Annotated in this window: 13 protein-coding genes; 3 read left to right on the top strand and 10 right to left on the bottom strand. The window is 48.8% G+C overall.

The genetic code is table 11. From position 1 onward, the window contains the following. Positions 1-31: 31 nt before the first annotated feature. The 3 genes from asnB (HOM51_10000) to HOM51_09990 all read right to left on the bottom strand — a co-directional run bounded on the left by asnB (HOM51_10000) (position 32) and on the right by HOM51_09990 (position 5,080). Complete coding sequence (asnB, locus tag HOM51_10000) at positions 32-1,903, bottom strand: asparagine synthase (glutamine-hydrolyzing) (GenBank protein ID MBT5034842.1); 1,872 nt, start codon at positions 1,901-1,903, stop codon at positions 32-34. A gap of 32 nt (positions 1,904-1,935) precedes the next feature. Next, positions 1,936-3,402 carry a mannose-1-phosphate guanylyltransferase/mannose-6-phosphate isomerase gene (locus tag HOM51_09995; GenBank protein MBT5034841.1) on the bottom strand — a complete coding sequence of 489 codons (1,467 nt, stop codon included), beginning with the start codon at positions 3,400-3,402 and terminating at the stop codon, positions 1,936-1,938. Positions 3,403-3,496: 94 nt separating this feature from the next. Next, a complete protein-coding gene (locus HOM51_09990; GenBank protein MBT5034840.1) occupies positions 3,497-5,080 on the bottom strand; it encodes a sulfatase-like hydrolase/transferase in 1,584 nt (527 codons plus the stop codon). A gap of 239 nt (positions 5,081-5,319) precedes the next feature. Here HOM51_09990 and HOM51_09985 point away from each other — a divergent pair, with 239 nt between their 5' ends. Together HOM51_09985 and HOM51_09980 are read left to right on the top strand one after the other, a co-directional pair. Then, a complete protein-coding gene (locus HOM51_09985) occupies positions 5,320-5,514 on the top strand; it encodes a hypothetical protein (protein MBT5034839.1) in 195 nt (64 codons plus the stop codon). 75 nt (positions 5,515-5,589) lie between these two features. Further along, positions 5,590-7,008: a class I SAM-dependent methyltransferase gene (locus HOM51_09980; GenBank protein MBT5034838.1), complete on the top strand. Its 1,419-nt coding sequence runs from the start codon at positions 5,590-5,592 to the stop codon at positions 7,006-7,008. A gap of 3 nt (positions 7,009-7,011) precedes the next feature. Here HOM51_09980 and HOM51_09975 read toward each other — a convergent pair whose 3' ends face one another. The 7 genes from HOM51_09975 to HOM51_09945 form a co-directional block, all read right to left on the bottom strand. After that, positions 7,012-8,277, bottom strand: coding sequence for an O-antigen ligase family protein (locus HOM51_09975; protein ID MBT5034837.1), 1,266 nt, complete (start codon positions 8,275-8,277; stop codon positions 7,012-7,014). 33 nt (positions 8,278-8,310) lie between these two features. Next, positions 8,311-9,057, bottom strand: a complete 747-nt coding sequence (locus HOM51_09970) for a class I SAM-dependent methyltransferase (protein MBT5034836.1) — start codon at positions 9,055-9,057, stop codon at positions 8,311-8,313. 28 nt (positions 9,058-9,085) lie between these two features. Beyond that, positions 9,086-9,802 (bottom strand): glycosyltransferase family 2 protein, encoded by a 717-nt coding sequence (locus HOM51_09965; protein ID MBT5034835.1) that lies wholly within the window; start codon positions 9,800-9,802, stop codon positions 9,086-9,088. A 62-nt stretch (positions 9,803-9,864) separates the two neighbouring features. Beyond that, the gene (locus HOM51_09960; GenBank protein ID MBT5034834.1) at positions 9,865-11,694 is read right to left on the bottom strand and encodes a hypothetical protein; all 1,830 of its coding nucleotides are present in this window, start codon (positions 11,692-11,694) and stop codon (positions 9,865-9,867) included. Between the two features lie 56 nt (positions 11,695-11,750). After that, positions 11,751-12,842, bottom strand: a complete 1,092-nt coding sequence (locus HOM51_09955; GenBank protein ID MBT5034833.1) for a glycosyltransferase family 2 protein — start codon at positions 12,840-12,842, stop codon at positions 11,751-11,753. Beyond that, positions 12,820-14,712, bottom strand: a complete 1,893-nt coding sequence (gene asnB, locus HOM51_09950; GenBank protein MBT5034832.1) for an asparagine synthase (glutamine-hydrolyzing) — start codon at positions 14,710-14,712, stop codon at positions 12,820-12,822. The genes HOM51_09955 and asnB (HOM51_09950) overlap by 23 nt, the downstream gene beginning before the upstream one ends. Positions 14,713-14,716: 4 nt before the next feature. After that, on the bottom strand, positions 14,717-16,423 hold the full coding sequence (locus HOM51_09945) for a hypothetical protein (protein ID MBT5034831.1): 1,707 nt from the start codon (positions 16,421-16,423) through the stop codon (positions 14,717-14,719). A 95-nt stretch (positions 16,424-16,518) separates the two neighbouring features. Here HOM51_09945 and HOM51_09940 point away from each other — a divergent pair, with 95 nt between their 5' ends. After that, positions 16,519-17,424: a class I SAM-dependent methyltransferase gene (locus HOM51_09940; GenBank protein MBT5034830.1), complete on the top strand. Its 906-nt coding sequence runs from the start codon at positions 16,519-16,521 to the stop codon at positions 17,422-17,424.

The raw sequence follows: 17,424 nt of genomic DNA, 5'->3' as shown, positions 1-17,424 counted from the left end.
CCGAGCAGGCCTACCTGCTACAAACCCGGACTTAGTTTATCGACCCTCGCCTAGAATCCCGCCACGTATCAAGAACCAACAACGCCCAGACTTTGAGCGAATGATCGCGACGGCTGCCGTGATGTTCGCTCAGCAGCTGGTCGATTGGCTCCCATGCGAGGCCGACATCCGCCATTCGTTCAGGGGTCAGCCGGTCTTTCACCATGCTGGCTAAATCGTTTTTCAGCCAAACCCCCATGGGCGGATTAAATCCCCGCTTTGGTGCATCGACGATATGTGTGGGCAATAACTTCTGGGCCACGGCGCGTAGCAGTGTCTTCATGCCATCTTGAACCCTAAGCCCCGGAGCTAAGGTTCCGACGGCATCGACCAAGCGATGGTCAATCAGCGGCAGCCGTAGTTCCAAACTATGCCGCATGCTCATGGCATCACCGTAGGCCAATAAATTACTTGGCAGGAACGATTGCAGATCGGTTTGCTGCATGGCATCAAGCGGGTGGTCTGAGGGCGATTTTTGGTAAAGCTCGGCGATGGGACTTTTCGGTGCCGTATCCTCTGGTAACATCTGAGCGCGTTCTTCCGGCGAAAAATATTCGACCCAGGCGGCGTACATATTCGCATCAGGAAGGCTGGCCGAAGTTAAAAACTCCCGTGCCCGCCTAAGTCCATGACGGCCCTCGGTGCTTTCCGGAATGAGGCCTGCTATTGGGGCAACAACGCCGCGTCGAAGCCATCCCGGTAGGTGCCGATATTTTTGTGCCCACAGGCCGCCCTTGTAGCGGGGATACCCGGCGAAGACTTCGTCCCCGCCATCACCGACCAATGCGACCGTCACATGTTCGCGGGCCTTCCTGGAAAGATCGTCTATCAGCAATGATGTCGGATTTCCAAAGGGTTCACCAAATGCCTTCAGAGTTTTGTTTAGGCGCGAGGCGAGATCTGAACTCGCGGGCAGTTCCGTATGGTCGCTGCCGATGTGGTCGGCGACCTGCTTGGCGGCGGCACGCTCATCATAGGTGGCTTCATCGAAGGTCATGGTGAAGGTCTTGATCGCAGGCCCACCTTGAGCTTTCGATTCTTCTGCCATCAAGGCTGCAATGACAGAGCTATCAATTCCGCCGGATAAAAAGCATCCGACCGGAACGTCGGCTACCAGCCGGTCGATCACGGATTGGCGTACCAAGGGCAAGATTTCCTCGACAGCTTCATCCAGGGTGGGCTGCCGGGTTCCCTTAAATGCAGGCTGCCAATAGGGCTCGATGGTTGTGGTTCCAGCGCGCCACGTCAGTGTATGACCGGGCGGCAGTTTACGGATGCCCTTATGAATACAGAGCGGTTGGGGAACATAAAGACAGGCGAGAAATTCTGATACCGCTTGGCGGTCAATATTGAGATCAATCCCAGGATGCGCGCGAAGTGCTTCGATTTCGGAGGCAAAGGCGATTTGTCGATTGGCGAGAGGCGCATAGACCAACGGCTTGATGCCAAGTCGGTCGCGGGCCAGTAACAGCTCACCCGATTCTCCGTTCCAGAATGCAAAAGAAAACATACCGACGAGCCGGGCCAAAGCCTTTTTCCCCTCCCGACGCAACAGCACGAACAGCACTTCGGTATCACTGTCCGATCTAAACGACTCACCCTTTGATTCAAGGTCACGTCGTAAGGCTTTGTAATTGTAGATTTCGCCGTTGAAGACCAGCGCGAACCGTCTGTCGTCAGAGACCATCGGTTGATGGCCGCCGTCGCTAAGATCAATAACCTTGAGCCGGGTATGGGCCAGTCCCAAAATCCCGCCAGGTGCTTGCCAGGTGCCATCGCTGTCGGGTCCCCGGTGGCGCAACCGCGCGCCCATCGTCTGGAGAACATCGCTGGTGGCAGTCGTGCTGCCGGCTATACCGCACATGGGAGAGGGATTATCCTAGCGAATAAGAGAAACTAGCTGATTCCGGGATCGGACTCGGGGGGAATCTTCATGGCTTGGCCATAATCATCTTCCAAGCGTTCTATATCGTCTTCGCCCAGATAGCTGCCGTATTGGACCTCGATCACAACCAAGGGGTCGGATGTTATGTTCTCCAGACGGTGAACCGTGCCAGCTGGAATTAGAACCGTATTGTTTTCCATAACGTCTGAGATGCTGGTTCCTATCGTAATTCGTGCGATGCCATCGACCACAGTCCAATGTTCGGTGCGGTGCTGGTGTTTTTGAAGACTGAGGCGTTGGCCAGGATTTACCGTCAGGCGCTTAACCTGAAACCCCTCGTCTTTGTCCATGGTCTTGTAATTGCCCCAAGGGCGGTAGACCCTGGGGTGGGTCAGGTAGTCTTCGCGTCCATCGGACTTCAGACGCTTCACGACGTCACGTACGTCTTGCGATTTGTCCAATGGCATGACCAAGACAGCGTCTTCGGTCTCAATCACGGCAATGTCTTCCAGGTCGACCACGGCAACCAATTGGTCTTGGCTGGAAATATAAGAGTTTTTAGAATTGATCGATAGAACATCGCCTTTTAGCACGTTGCCATCCGTATCTTTTTCAGTCGCCTGCCAAAGGGATTTCCATGTGCCAACATCACTCCATCCCATGTCGGCAGGGACCACGGCTGCTTTATCGGTGTGCTCCATGACGGCATAATCGATGGAGAGCGACGGGCTTTCAGAAAATGCGTTCTTATCTAAAAATTGAAAATTTTCATCCGTGCCGCCGGCCGCCAGTGCCTTTCGACAGGACGTAAGGATTGCGGGATTCAGACGTTCCAGTTCTTCCAGATAGACGCCCGCCCTGAAGACAAACATGCCACTGTTCCAAAGATAAGATCCTGTTTCAAGATAACCCTCGGCCGTTTTCACGTCTGGTTTTTCGACAAAGCTCTCAACCGCACAGCATCCTGTTAGTCCGTTCAAGGGCGCACCCTTGTTGATATACCCGTAGCCCGTTTCAGGAGCGTGCGGCTCAATTCCAAAGGTGACCAAATGCCCGGCTTTGGCAGATGCTGCGGCCAAGTTAACGACATTCAAAAACGCGGCTTGGTTTTGGATTGCGTGATCTGAGGGCAATAAGAAAAGGATCGCTTCAGGATCCGTTTCAACAGCACAAAGTGCGGCAACGGCAGCGGCAGGGGCCGTATTGCGCCCGGTGGGTTCAACGATGACATCGGCAGGTTCTACAGAAACCTCACGCAATTGATCTAAAATAAGGAACCGATGCTCGAGATTACAAACCACAACAGGGCGCGCAAAAATCTGGTCTTCGGTTAATCGCAACGCAGTTTCCTGCAGCAAGCTATGATCCGACACAAACGGTAGCAGCTGCTTTGGAAACGAGTTCCGCGATTGCGGCCAAAGCCGCGTACCTGATCCGCCAGAGAGGATGATGGGGATAATTTTAGATAATATCGTCATAGGGGCATGAAATTCGGAAAGACCTTAAAAACCGAAGGACGTAAAACTTATCATATTCGGGGTAAAATAGAAAAATGCCTGTCTTCACGGCGAATTACTCAGATTTTACAATAATACGGCGAACCGGTAAACCAACGTCAACACTTTCCCCAGATGACTGTAAAATAAAATTCCTCGGTCGAGTTGTCTCTATGCCAAGAAGCGCGGACCTTCCGTCTATACCTGTCAGCTCGCCTGCAGAGAAGCCCGCAGCATCAATAATTGTTGGCATGATATCGATAAGTTGAAAATCACCATCATCAACTCTGGGCTTAAGTCCCGGTGCCCGAATAAATACCGGAATTTTGGGGAGACTGGGTTCAATGGTTCTAATTTGGCTTGGGTACACGCGTCCAGGACACTTAGCTGTCCAACAGTTTCCATGATCTGCAATTATGGCAATGACTGCTTTTTCATAGAGACCAGATTTTTTAAATGATTCTATCAACTTTCCAAGTTGTTTGTCTTGGTACGTCACCTGCTTTTTATAATTTAAAAGAGTATTGGAATAATTTGCGCCAGTGCCCATTTTTAGATCAGGTGAATAAAGGTAGTCTCCCGTTTCCGCAAAAACATATGGTGCGTGGGTCGTCAATAAATGGACAAGATAAAACGTATCTGACTTGGCCGTTTTTGCCACGTGCAGCACGGATTCATATTGGAAATTCAAAAGCCCACCATGTAAAAATGGAAGATATCGATCGACTAAATAATCTGGCCCAAACTCCTGAACAAACTTTGAAAATATACGCCAAATAAAGTTAAAATTCTGATCAGAAAGGTATCGGGGACATTCAAAGTCTTTGCCTTTGCAGCCAAAAAAATCGGTTAAAATGGATACATTATATCCCTTTTTAATTAGGAACCGCGGGAGACTCGTCGGAGGCAAAGTTTCCACGTCTTGGGGAAACTTCATGTCATTTTTGTTTAGGTTAAGCCTGCCTGTAAGGAAGCTTGGAAAGGAGAGGCTAGAACTTGGATAATTGGATATTGCCTGTCGAAACCAGACGCTTTCGTGAGCAAGCGCATAAAAGTTTGGATACTTTGATTTGTCTATATCACCCTCATTGTTCAGAAGCAGGGGCAGGCTTAATTCGTCTAAAACAATGAAAATGATTGGTGGGTTAGATGGTGTGGGGGCTGAGTTTATTTGATCCACAGTTCGTGTATCGCCAATTGCGACGTGCGGCATCATAGTAATTACAAAATAGATGCCTAAGATTGGAGAGACCATTCCAAGAAAATAACTAAATTGATCAATTACCCGTTTGAATAATAAAATTGCGACAATCGCCCCTAAAATTAAGACGATTGCCACGCCAGTCTTTTGTGACGGGGAAAGGAATTCCGTTTCTAAATAGTTTATCTGAAGCTGCCTCAATAGGCTGATAAGGGCCCCTAAATAAACCACATAATCAAATTTCTCGCCCCACTTGCCTAGGATCAACCTAAATAAAACTAGAAGTCCCGTCACAACGTATTGAAAACATATGACGATCAGAATTAATCCAGTGAGACTGATCTGAAACTCGCGTTGAAAAAGCTCAACGACATTAAAGAGGGGTTGAGAAAGTCCAAGCGAAATTATGCCGAAATAGACGACTGTAATATTCAATACATTGTGGTTAAATTTATTCATTGAAAGTTCTTGGAGTTAGAAATTTAGGGGACACGAATAGGTAGCACCTGGGAGGATATAAGCGCCTCAGAAATGCCGCTTGTTATATTGGGGCGCAACCAGTAAATGTTCTTTGTCGAATAGGCTTGAAGCATCTTCGCGATGGAAGAACGGTTTCCACTATGGTTAATTGTAAAATTAAATCCCAACTTTTGATTAAAATGTCTCAGCGCTCAGGTTTTACACTATTAGTGATTTGCATGGCAATCGCGCCATCAACGGCCCACGCGTATATTGATCCAGGTTCGGGAAGTATGTTTCTACAGCTTCTCATTGCGGCTATCGCAGGCGGGTTGTTCACTCTTAAAATTTATTGGCAACGCCTAAAAGATCGGTTCGGATTTGGCCGAAAACCTGGTGAGTCGGGCACAGAGAATTCGAACGATAAGAGCTAGCATGAGATTTCCCGACATATCTCGGCGAATGATGAGATACGGCTGACTATGCCCGTTGTGTGCTAGGTTTCCAATATGAACAGTTCCAACAAAATGGCCGAAAAACTTACCCTGAGGGACCCTGCGGGACAGCTTTATAAGTTCGATGGGCGTCTTATCCGTATTATCCAACCTGACGGATTGGCAAATCTTAATTTTTTTCTTGAATCTGATAGCCTCGGGCCTTTTCGCGATGACAACCAATTAATAAAAACCCGACAAATAAAATTGGCCGACCTACCAGCCGAACTTGATAACTCCAGAGGTGTGGCGGCAGTTGATCACGATGTGATCCCGTTTGTGTCTTATCCCCATGAATGGCCACCAGAAATGCTTGCTGCGGCAGGAAGGCTGACGCTCGATTTGGCAGAAGCCGTCTTAAATGACGACGCAGAATTAAAAGACGCGAAACCCGACAACGTGCTGTTTAATGGCCCTTCGCCAGTTTTTGTCGATGCCCTTTCGTTTGAGCCTCGGGAGAAAGGAAATCCTATCTGGCGGGCCGAAGGGCAATTTATCCGAATGTTCCTGTTACCATTGCTTCTTTACAAAGGAACTGGCATGCCGCCGGGAGAGCTCTTGCTAAACAGAGCCGATGGCGTTGAACCGGAAGAAGCTTACGAAATTCTGAGTTGGGGAAATCGTTTGGCGCCTGCAAACTTGGGCCTCGTAACGCTTCCTAAAGTGTTTGGTCAATTCTCCCAAGATGGCGGAGTGTATAAATCGAGGTTACTGGAGTCTGACGAGAAGGCTAAATTTATTTTGCGTGCGACATATCGTCGCCTACGCCGCCACTTAAATCGCCTATCCCAGCCTAAGACTAAAAATTCAGAATGGTCGAACTACATGCAGGAGAATACATATTCGGCCGAGGGCCTAACTTCAAAAGAGTCATTTGTCACGTCAGCAATTTCTGAATTTGGACCAAAAACGGCACTGGATATCGGGTGTAATACAGGCCATTTTAGCGCGATTCTTGCTAAGAATGGTGCGGACGTCGTAGCGGTGGACTTAGACCCTGTTGTTATTGGCAGTGTATGGCGCATGGCTCAAGAAAACGATGCCAAAATTCTACCCTTAGTCCAAAACCTTACCCAGCCTTCTCCCGGAATTGGCTGGAAAAATAATGAGAAACTATCTTTTCTTTCTCGAGCAAATAAGAAATTCGATATCGTCGTTATGCTCGCCGTCATTCACCATATGATGGTAACTGGAGGAATTCCTCTTGAAGAAATTCTTTCGCTCGCTGCAAGCTTAAGTCAAAAATGGTTGATCATTGAGTTCGTTGCGAAAGAAGATCCTATGTTTCTAAAAATTTGTCGCGGCCGTGAAAATCTCTACGAATGGTTTGATCAACCTGCCTTTGAAGTCGCGTGCCTGAAAAACTTTGAAATTATCCGCAAGGCCGCAGGCGAAGGGTCAACACGAGTTCTTTACTTGCTCAAAATTAAATAAGATTTACGAAGAGACGATCCTGTCACCTTGGGAATTATTTGCCTTGGCCAGGAGAACTATAAAGGCGACATTTAACCAAATGGCGCTTTGCCACCAGCTTTGCCAAATTCCGTAACTTACATTTGCGACGAAAAATGTCGTGAAGAACATGCCAATAACGGACGTACTTATCGAGACATCGCATTTTAAACGGCCTACCTGCCGCAGGATTGTTATCATTATCAACCCAAAAATTATCGCGCCGACCAAACCTAACTCCACCCAGATTTGAAGAATGGTATTATGGGGATGAAGAGGAATCCCCGGTGTGACTCGTCCCCCACCGTTTTGACCGAAAAATTTGATCACTTTCGTATTTCTTGAAACGACTCGGGCCGTATCGAGCCCTTTTCCCGAAATGGGGTCCTCGGCGATGATCGATGCAGCGTATTTCCAGATCACAATCCGAGGAAAAACTGAATCTGGAAATCTTGGGGCAATTTTAGAAAGCTCACGGGTATCCGGTAGGGCTTGTGGGATCAGGGGAGCGGCGAAGGTCGCTAAAACAACGGCTATGATATAAATATTGATAGCCTTACCCTTAAATACCAAGAAGCCTAACGCGGCGACAACTCCTGTAACAAGAGCGACAAACGCAGACAGGCTGCCGCTTATAAAAAAAATAAACGTCAAAACCAGCGTTAGAGCTAGGGCGGCAAAACGTCCAAATCGGTTCCATAAAATAGCTAAACAAGGCCAAAACAGAAGTGCGGCGATGGTGACCCCGTTTTTATAAAAATTCTCCGCACCAAAACCTCTGGCTCTGATCGTGGTATCAAAGCCTTTTCCAAGAATAACGGAATGTAAATATTGGGTCAGTAAAAGCGGTGTAATAATTTCAATCGTTAAAATAATAATTCCTATGAAAAAGCCGACGACTAAAAATTTTGAAAAAGTCTCAGTCTCGGTCGCGCTAAAATTCGACGCGACTGATGAGATCACAAGACCCGCAAAAAAAGTAGCACTTAGTGGCAATATAAGCGAAAGCGTTTCGTCAGGCGCGATGGACCAAATCGAACTTGTTAGAGCCCAAATACTTGCAACCAAGAACAAAACCAATTGCTTCGGCGGGAGTTTAGGAAAGACCCTTTGTTTGGATACATGAAAACCGAGAATGAGAAGGCTCGTCACGACAAACAAGGGGGCCAGCGATTTGGGCATGAAAATCGCCAGCGGTATGATGAAAAAAGCAGCGAAGCCAAGAATATGACCTTTGTGGATATTTTTCATGAATAGGGGCAGTTATTAATAATGGCTCGATAATCAAACGTCATTTTCATTACCAGGGCGCTGGGCGACCAAAATAACATTTTTTCCAATTGGAGGGCTGATGTAGTTCTCCATCGTACGCGTAAACGGAATCCCGATGCTATCGTAAAGCTGTGCTAAGCTTTGGTTGAACGTCGTCTGTCTGCCAAGAGTGTTTACTAGAAACCAGGGAACAATTCCGAGCAAATCAAAATACGATGACTTTACGATCGTAAATCCTGCATTTTCTACAAGTTCACGAAGACCTTTATGATAATACCGCCGAAAATGACATAAGACGCGATCCATTTCACTAAAGAGCTGCGGCAAGGCGGGTACAAACAACAAAAGATGACCGCCTGGTTTCAGGATACGAAAGATATCACAGAGCGTTTCAGCATCCTTTTCAATATGCTCCAAGACGTTGATGAGAATGACGGAGTCCCGAAATTCATTCGGTAGGGCGCTGATATGGTTTTCAAGCGTCGCGTCTATAATTGAAACAGCGCTGTTGTCATCGAAGCGGTCATGGAGGGTCTCAATCAAATTTGGCGACGGTTCTACTAGGTCGAGTGTATCAAAAAATGGTAGAATTTTGACTGAATTTCCCCCCATGCCGGCGCCGAATTCAATCCCGGAGCCACGGAGGTATGGACGAAAATAATCTAAAATCCATTTTTGATAATTTTTCAAATCATGAAGAGCTTCCAAGTCTTGCGTGTTATACGCCTGCCGCCCGCCATTCGCTTCAATACTCTCCATTAAACAATCTATACTTTAAGCCGCGTCATTAATTAGAAAATAAATTATAGCGAAGGATACAAATTAAAGCTTGAACGCCATCTTTCCAGCCAATTTTTTTGCCCTCATTATAAGTTCTGCCGTGGTAGCTGATCCCAACTTCGTAAAAACGTGGCTGGGGATTAAGGCGGGAAAGTTTGGCGGTTACTTCGGGCTCAAATCCAAACCGGTTTTCTTTCAATGTTATTTTTCGGAGAATATCTGTTCGGAAAACTTTATAACACGTTTCCATATCCGTGAGATTCAAGTTCGTGAACATATTAGAAAGAAGTGTAAGGCCTTTGTTTCCTAAGCTGTGCCAAAAATAGAGGACACGGGTTGTTTCGCCGCCTCTAAATCGTGAGCCGTAAACGATATCAGCACTATCATTAAGAATGGGCCTTAACAGTTTCGCGTATTCATTTGGATCATACTCAAGGTCTGCATCTTGAATAAGGATGACATCCCCATTAGCAATGTCGAAACCCTTTCGCAGCGCCGCTCCCTTTCCCATATTGGGGCTTTGTTTTGCGACGCGAATGCGATCATCCTGTTCAGCAAGAGACGTTGCAATGTCGAAGGAATCATCGGTCGAATCATCATCAACGATAATGAGGTCAAGAGCCAAGCCACACTTATCGGCGGCGAGTACGCGTGTGACCATTTCCTTCAGCGTTTTAGATTCGTTGAAGCAGGGAATGACGATGGAGAGACTTTTAAGGGCCATTGTTCAGCTTAATTAATTCCGGGAACTCAACAGTTTCTATTCGGTAATTCACAAAAGTGCAATTATTGAAGGCAGTTTCTTGGTCGAAGTTTAAGGATGTGAGCCAAAATGTTTGGAGAGGTCCGACCGGAAAGTGTTCGGGATTTGATTGAACGCACAGGGATCGATTTAAGGGTTAGAAAACAATCTTGCCGATGAAGTGTTCCAAAAGGTTTTGGGTAAATTTGGTCTGTTGCGCCAAGCGGCGTACTGAGCAGAAGATGGGTAATCCCGAGTGAGGCGAGTTGGTCGTACATAATCTTTGGAGACCGCTCTCTCCCATAGTAGCTAATTACAGCCTGAGAGTAGCTGCCAACAAAAAATGTCGGAACATTAAAATAGTAATGCAGTTGTCTATCGGAAATTAGTATTTTGTCCTGTTTAGAAAGATTTGCATTGATCCAGGGTACGGAGGAAAATTTCGTAACGTAATTTTCTACAAAATCCTGACGGGTTTCTCCTGACAACGAATAGCGAAGGTATTTGATCGAAAACAAGCCCGCCGCTGCTAATTGCAGGGCCATAACAACCGAAACTCCGGCAATAAGCGGGGCTTTGTAGGATGTCTGCCCCGCGAACCGTTGTGCCGCCACGGTAAAGCAAATTAGAAACAAGGGAAGGACGGGCAAGATAAACCGAATTCGCTGCGACGAGGCGATAAAAAACCAAAAACCATAGAAGAGCAACGTAAGCAGGGTATAAACGGGTAGAGGGCCGTTGTGGAGACGCCGTCGCCATTTCCAAAGCCCCCCTATAGCAAAAGGCAATAGTATGAGTCCGAAAGACCCAAACCCTGTCAGCCCAGATTCAAATTTAGGGAACGGATTAAGAGTTGCTGCAAACGGATAAAGCACGAACCACCCAAAATTTCGCGGTGCGGGGAGTTCATGGGGAAAATAATGCGCTTTAAAATCCAGGTCATGGGATTTTGTCCATAACGTCAGGTCATCAAATCCGAACCATTGGAAGAACATTGGGAAAAAAGGATCGCCGGTATGAACCGCATTCCAGAGATACCATTGGCTTCCAGCTACCATGGATACCGCGACGAGAATTAGGCTATGGGAAAGCCACCTGCGCTGAAGCAAAATTGTCAGTCCGGCGGCAAGGGCAAATAACAGGCCTGTATATTTTGCACCGAATATAAACCCAACCGCCAGACCGGCTAGCACGGCATAGCGGTTCTCCCCGGTTTGAATTGCCTGTGCAATTGCCCATGCGGCCACCAGGACAAACATGGCCATACGTATTTCAACTTGTCCGGTTCCAGCGGCGTAAATCACAACAGGCGTGGTTAGAAAAATCAGGGTGACACACAACGACCAGTTGTGACTGAGATGGCGCCTGCACAAAATAAATAACAAGGCAGCAGTAACACCTCCGCTAATCAGAATCCAAAACGTTAAGGCGATTTCACCGCCAAGTGCCAATACCGGCAGGTAGGTCATTTGGATGAGATAGGGAATTGCGCCATCAAGAGGCCGGAGAATAAATTCTATTCTTCCGGCGGCCAAAAACTGTTTGATGGCATTGAAATGATAAGCAAGAGAATCGGCATCGGTCGGAGGCGCCCAAGCTTCCGCAATGTCAAAAACGGTCACAACACCAATTAGAAGAAGTAGACCTTTTCCTACATTATCGAGGCCCCCTTTATAGGGCTCCGGCCGTCGTAATAAGACTAACCCAGGGAGCCCTGACGCGAGCAAGACCAGCAGCCACCCTTTCCCAAGAAGGCCTGAAATTCCCATGGGAAATAAAAGCCATCCCAGGATGCCAAATCCGATTGCGAAGGCGAAGATGGCCTCTTCCCAGGGGCGAAATTGGGATTGCAGTTTCAGGAGCCGAAGAACCATCGCGCCAAAGCCGAGACAACAACAACATTGGAGAATAAGAACGGGAAAGGCGACCACTAATTTAAGCCTAAAATATTAAAGATCGGTCGCGAGAACGCGCGAAACTGGTAAAGATAAGCGATCAAAATTACAAAGACCCAAATATAAAGGGTTATAAAAATAACGTGGTGCTGACCCGTGTGGTTGTTGTTGGTTGAAAATTCAGAGCTGCTAACCAGGTGACTAACGCGGGGGGGCCGAGGTTCAAATTTAAATTCCAGCGTCGCTATGAATAGACCTACGGGCAATCGAAACATGACCCCGACCATTTGAGGTAACTTGAACTGAGCGCGATAGGCCTGTGCCGTCTCCATATAAATGGCAAGGACCCGGAACCATAGGCTAAGTATTGGTTTTTTCGTGAAAATGGCCAAGTCAGCGGCATAGCGTTGGGCAATTTCAAGGCAACAGGCCAAACGCCTTTCAGTATGACTCATGATGCTACCCGGCGTTACATAGTACTTGGAGAGAACCTCATCAAACACTAGGAAATCTGCCTTTCCGTCTTTAAGGACCGCAAGCCACATATCAAAATCTTGAGCATTTGGCAGGCTCTCATCAAACCCCCCGTTCGCGGTGAGCAAATCTTTCTTTACGACGACGGTACACGTATCAATATACCCCTTCCGGTACAGAGAAACGTAGGGAGACGAGCCTTCATTGTATCGCGCTGCACAATCAATGACCGATTCCTGTCCCCCTTCAACGATATATCCATTATGAGCGACGAGTTTGTAGTTCCCCGAATCCATGTGATGAAGACTGCGTTCCAGTTTTTTAGGGAACCATTCATCATCTGCATCAAGGAACGCAATAATCGGTTGCGAAGATTCTTTGAGCGCTCGATTGCGGGCAGCACCGGCACCTTTATTCTCCTGCTTGATGACGATTAGAGAGATGTCTTTCATTTGTGACTCAAATTTCCGTGCCGTCTCCAAAGTGTTATCGGTCGACCCGTCGTCAACAACGATAACTTCTCGTGGCTTTAGGGTCTGTTCTGCAACGCTGCGTAGCGCACGCGAGATTGTTTCCCGCGCATTAAACGCAGGGATTACTACACTTACATCGGCAAATGTTGAGAGGGTGTCAGGCGGCTTCGGCAAGGTCATTCAGACTGGCGGTGGGTGGATAGGAATTGTTCATGGGCGATTCAATAAACGTTGTGACGGCAAGTTCAAGCATAAGCAGAGAATAAACTCTAAAACCATGCAGATCGGGTTTGGCCAAAAGCCGATCAATGCCGTCCGCCGTCCACCAGCCGCGCTCCAGTGCGCGTTTATTTGTGAGGAGGCGTTTTGCCAGGGGGCCTAGACCCGCCTTTATCCATGCTGGGACTGGCGATGCGAAGCCTTGCTTTGGTGCGCTTAAAACCTCATCTGGAAGGTATTTAGACGCTATATTTCTTTCTAGCGATTTTTGCCGGTCATTCGGCGTCCGTATGTGGGCTGGCACGGCCAGACATGCCTCTACAAACCGATGATCCAAGAACGGCACCCGCCCTTCCACACTGACTGCCATAGAAGTCCGGTCGAGCAAGGTGAGCAAATCGTCCGGTAAGTAGGTGCAAAGATCAGCGTACAGCCCTCCAGACTGAGCATCTCCCGAAAACTCTTGGAAGGCTTGGGACTGTACAGAGTTGGTATCTCCGCTTTGGTTTCCAATCAGGTCGCGCACCGGTTTTGGGAAATGGGTCGAATGCTCGTGAATGTATTGGCCGCGGTTTTGAAAAAACTTTTCGGCCCGTCCCAATTGCCATCGGGTCATGGGCGAAACCAGCCCAGCACCAAATTTTGCCATTGCACAAATTCCACGAGGGAGAGAAAGAAAACGCTTTTCGACAGGAAGCTGAAAATACCTACCGTATCCGGCAAAAAGCTCATCGCCACCGGTTCCATTCAGGGCAACTTTTAAATGCTGCCCCAGTTCCTTCTCAATCAGAAAATTGGGCAGTAGGGCCGCATCGTTTAGAGGCTCTTCTATGTGCCAGGCGAGAAGGGGGAGAAGACGGGAGATATCCCCTGCGGGGAGTGACAGGTTCGTATGATTGGTCTCGTACCTTTCAGCGATGGTAGCAGCCAACGGTCCCTCATCAACCGCAGCCCCTTCAAAGCTTACGGTATAGGTGTTGAGAGGCTGCGATGATTGCCCCGCAGCCAGGGCGACCATCAGTCCCGAGTCGAGGCCGCCGGAAAGCAGGGCACCGACGGGGACATCGCTTCGAAGTTGTAGGCGGACGCTGTCGTCGAGGAGAGATTCCAGATACGCCGCAATTTCCTCTTCTGATGAAGGCAGGTCCGTAGCTGCTTCAGCACGCCAATACCGCTTTACTGAAATATCACCTTTTGCATCGACGCTGAGTTGATGCCCGGGCGGGAGCTTTTGAACGCCCTTAAACAAAGTCTGTGGTGCCGGGACGTAGCCATGGGCGAGATATGGCGAAATGGCCGTTTCGTCGATGGCAGGGGCCAGCAATCCCGACGCAAACAGAGCCTTGATTTCAGAGGCGAACAATACACCGCCATTTGGCAACTTCGCCCAATAGATCGGTTTTATGCCGAGGCGATCACGAACCAAAAGCAGGCGGTGGCTGTCTTTTTCGTAGAGCGCTAGCCCGAACATGCCATTGAGCTTTTGAATAAAATCATCGCCATGACGGGTTGCAAGGGGAAGTATGACCTCCATGTCGCCGGATGTTTGATAGGGGTAGCCGGGTTCTTCTTTTCGAAGCTCCAGGTAGTTATAAATCTCCCCGTTTCCCATCAACACCCGAGCGTTGTTTTGCTCGACAATAGGTTGATCGCCGGTTTCTAGGTCAATGATTGCGAGCCGACGAAAGCCCGCCTGATAGCGCCGGTCTTCGCTGACATAAGTTTCATCCCCATCCGGCCCCCGATGTTTTAGGACTGACAGCATGGAAGACAGATCGGCATCCATGTGGGACGCCGACGTCGGCAGGAAGAGCCCGAAAATTCCACACATACCGCTAAGCTACTTCCAATTTAAGGGCGCTTGTCCAAGGGAGGTTGCTGCGGCTAGTGATTTGAATAACTGTGCCAGGCAAAGATTGACCATACGCCTTCCAAATTTTTGTCGGCATTGCTTTGATAGAACCCGTTTGAGACGTCAGCCGAAATGCGCTCTCTTTGCCAGTTAAGGTAACAGAATCATCGTTTAGAGAGATGGCAAGCGGTGTATAGAGCCGCTGCACAATGTCATGGGAATTTGATCCGGAAATCTGATCCTCGATCTCCACGGCACTCTCCGAAAACGCCCACTGTCGCGTCACGCTATCGACAGACCGAAGGCGGCTATATCCTCCATAGGTTAGTGCGACATTATTTTCTGCTTTTTCCAATTTTGGTGCATTTTTGGCGTATTTTCCCCGAAATAACCCACAATAGTACGGTTTATTGGCCGGAAAGGGTTCACAGCCATCAATGACGATTCCGTTGTGAGCCGCCTCCGATTGGAAATATTGCGCTTCACCAGTTAATCCGTAGGCCCCCCGCCCTGGATCTACAAAAATCGGCTCTTCACCAAAATGAAGCTCGAAACTTCCACAGTCCTGATGGCCATGACCGGGCATGTGGGACCAACCTTCTGGACTCGCATGCCAGAGGCCCGACCAAGGACCAAACTCAGCCTTCAGCCAGCCGTCTTCGCGTACCGTTCCCTCTTCAGCCGAGCCTCGAAGAGATTTTATAAGAGCCGCATCATCTTCGTCTAATAAGTCAAACCAACCGTCGTTATCGTTGAAGAGACACGATAAAAAGCCGGGTGGACAGTCTGGCGAAATATCGCCTACCAACGGCATGCCGCCAGACAAAAAGAGATTTGGAATTACCGACATTGCTTTTTTGGTGATGGTTTTCAATGCGAGGGCCTCGGCTCGGTTAAAGCGCTCCGCCACAAGCCAGGCGTCGGCGTAGTTGCGCGTTAACAACAGGTGGTAGTGGCTTGATCCTTCGCGCAAAATTCCTGATGGAAGAAAAATTCGTTCGGCTTCATTCAGGAGGATTTTGGCCCCCATGTCCGCGTAGCTATCGATACCAAGCGCCAACCCTAATTTAAACAACCCCCGCCCATTATTGGCCATGTGGTTGGACGTATGATGGTCGCCAAAGTATTCGAGTTGTTCCGCAATCGCGGGGCCATGGGCCGCGAGTAATTTTAAAGTGTCGTTCGCAGAGCCCGGCAAACCATGCCGACCGGCAAAGTCTAAAATATTAATCGCTCGCTCAGCCGCAGTATACGGATGCCAGGGCCAGGCATCATTCGGTTGGCGATACGTGGTCTGCCAAGCCTGCCAGAGAGAGTTTACCCAAGCCGGATCAAGGTCTCTCCCCAGCAGGGGAATCCAAGCAAACCGATGGACCGCGAGCAAGGTTTCGGTATCCTGAAAGCTCTGCTCGAAAAGACGGTCCTCGTCCCCCGGGTTCAGGGTCACATCTAGTCCCGGCAATGGCAGAGTAATCGCCGATCGCGGCTTATCTATTCCAAGTTCTGAAAAAGAAGTGGGCGGATTGGGCAATTGCTGCTTTAGGGGTAGCAGGCCTTCCAAATACGGCGGCCGATGAGGCGTAAATACGGGCTCGCCCTGATACCTTCCCAGAGCCCTACCAATAAGCCATTGCCTAAGAACAGGGTCTTTAATGACTTGCCGAGCTTTGCGGCTAAGCGCGTTTAGCATTGGGTTGAATATTCGGGGGCTGGGTAAAACCCATTGGCCCCGTCGCTCCAGGCGGTTATACAAGGCTCCATACTCCGAAACCACAGATGACCTGCATGCCCGATCCCGCAACCAAAGAAAATATCCAGGACTTTTGGGGCTCTCTCTATGACTCGCTTTATGAGGACGTGGACCGCGACCTGACCCGCGACCGCTTGTTTGAAAGTCTGGAAGATCTGGAAGATATGTTTCGTCTGCGCGGGCACTTGGCGGCGGTGGAAATGCCATTGGCTAAGTTGGCCGGAAAGCGGGTTCTTGAAATCGGACCCGGGGCGGGGGGCCATTCGGCGCTGTTTGCCAAGCACGGTGCAAAGATGACCAGCATTGATTTGACGTTTCAACGTGCGCGCGCGACAGCGGCCAAATTTGAGTTGATGGGAGATGTCGCCAACGAATGCGCCGCCCTTCAAGGCGATGCGGAAAAGTTGCCGTTTTCGGATGGCTCGTTTGACATCGTTTATTCCAATGGCGTCTTGCACCACACCTTGGATACGGAAGCGTCCATTGCCGAAGTTTTTCGGGTTCTCAAGCCCGGCGGGCAGGCCGTCATCCTGCTGTATTGCAAAAGCTCGTGGCATTATTGGGTTAATATGTTCCTGTGTGTCGGCGTGCTCAAAGGAAAGGCTTTTGGGGACCCCAATTGGCTTGGAAAGGCCACGGAATGGGGCGGAAAGAACGCCCAGACCGTGGAAAACCCTATTACACGATGTTATACGGGATCCCAAATAAAGAATATTTTTCAACGATTTAAAGATATAAAATTTCGCAAAGGCGAATTCTATTTTTATCTGATCCCAAAGCTAGGCCGCATCTATCGGCGCTATCAAATTCGGCGTTATGGCACCCATCCTGGCGGTGTTTTAGTCTATGGCCAGCCGTGGCCGATGCAGTCAAAGCTGGAGCAATTTCTGGGTCGTGTTATGGGGTTTGCTTGGTACATCTCCGCCCGCAAACCAGATTAG

This window comes from Rhodospirillaceae bacterium (assembly GCA_018660465.1).
Taxonomy (GTDB): Bacteria; Pseudomonadota; Alphaproteobacteria; order Rhodospirillales; family JABJKH01; genus JABJKH01.
The sequence above is the reverse complement of the archived record's forward strand: the minus strand, read 5'-3'. Positions and strand labels throughout refer to the sequence as shown.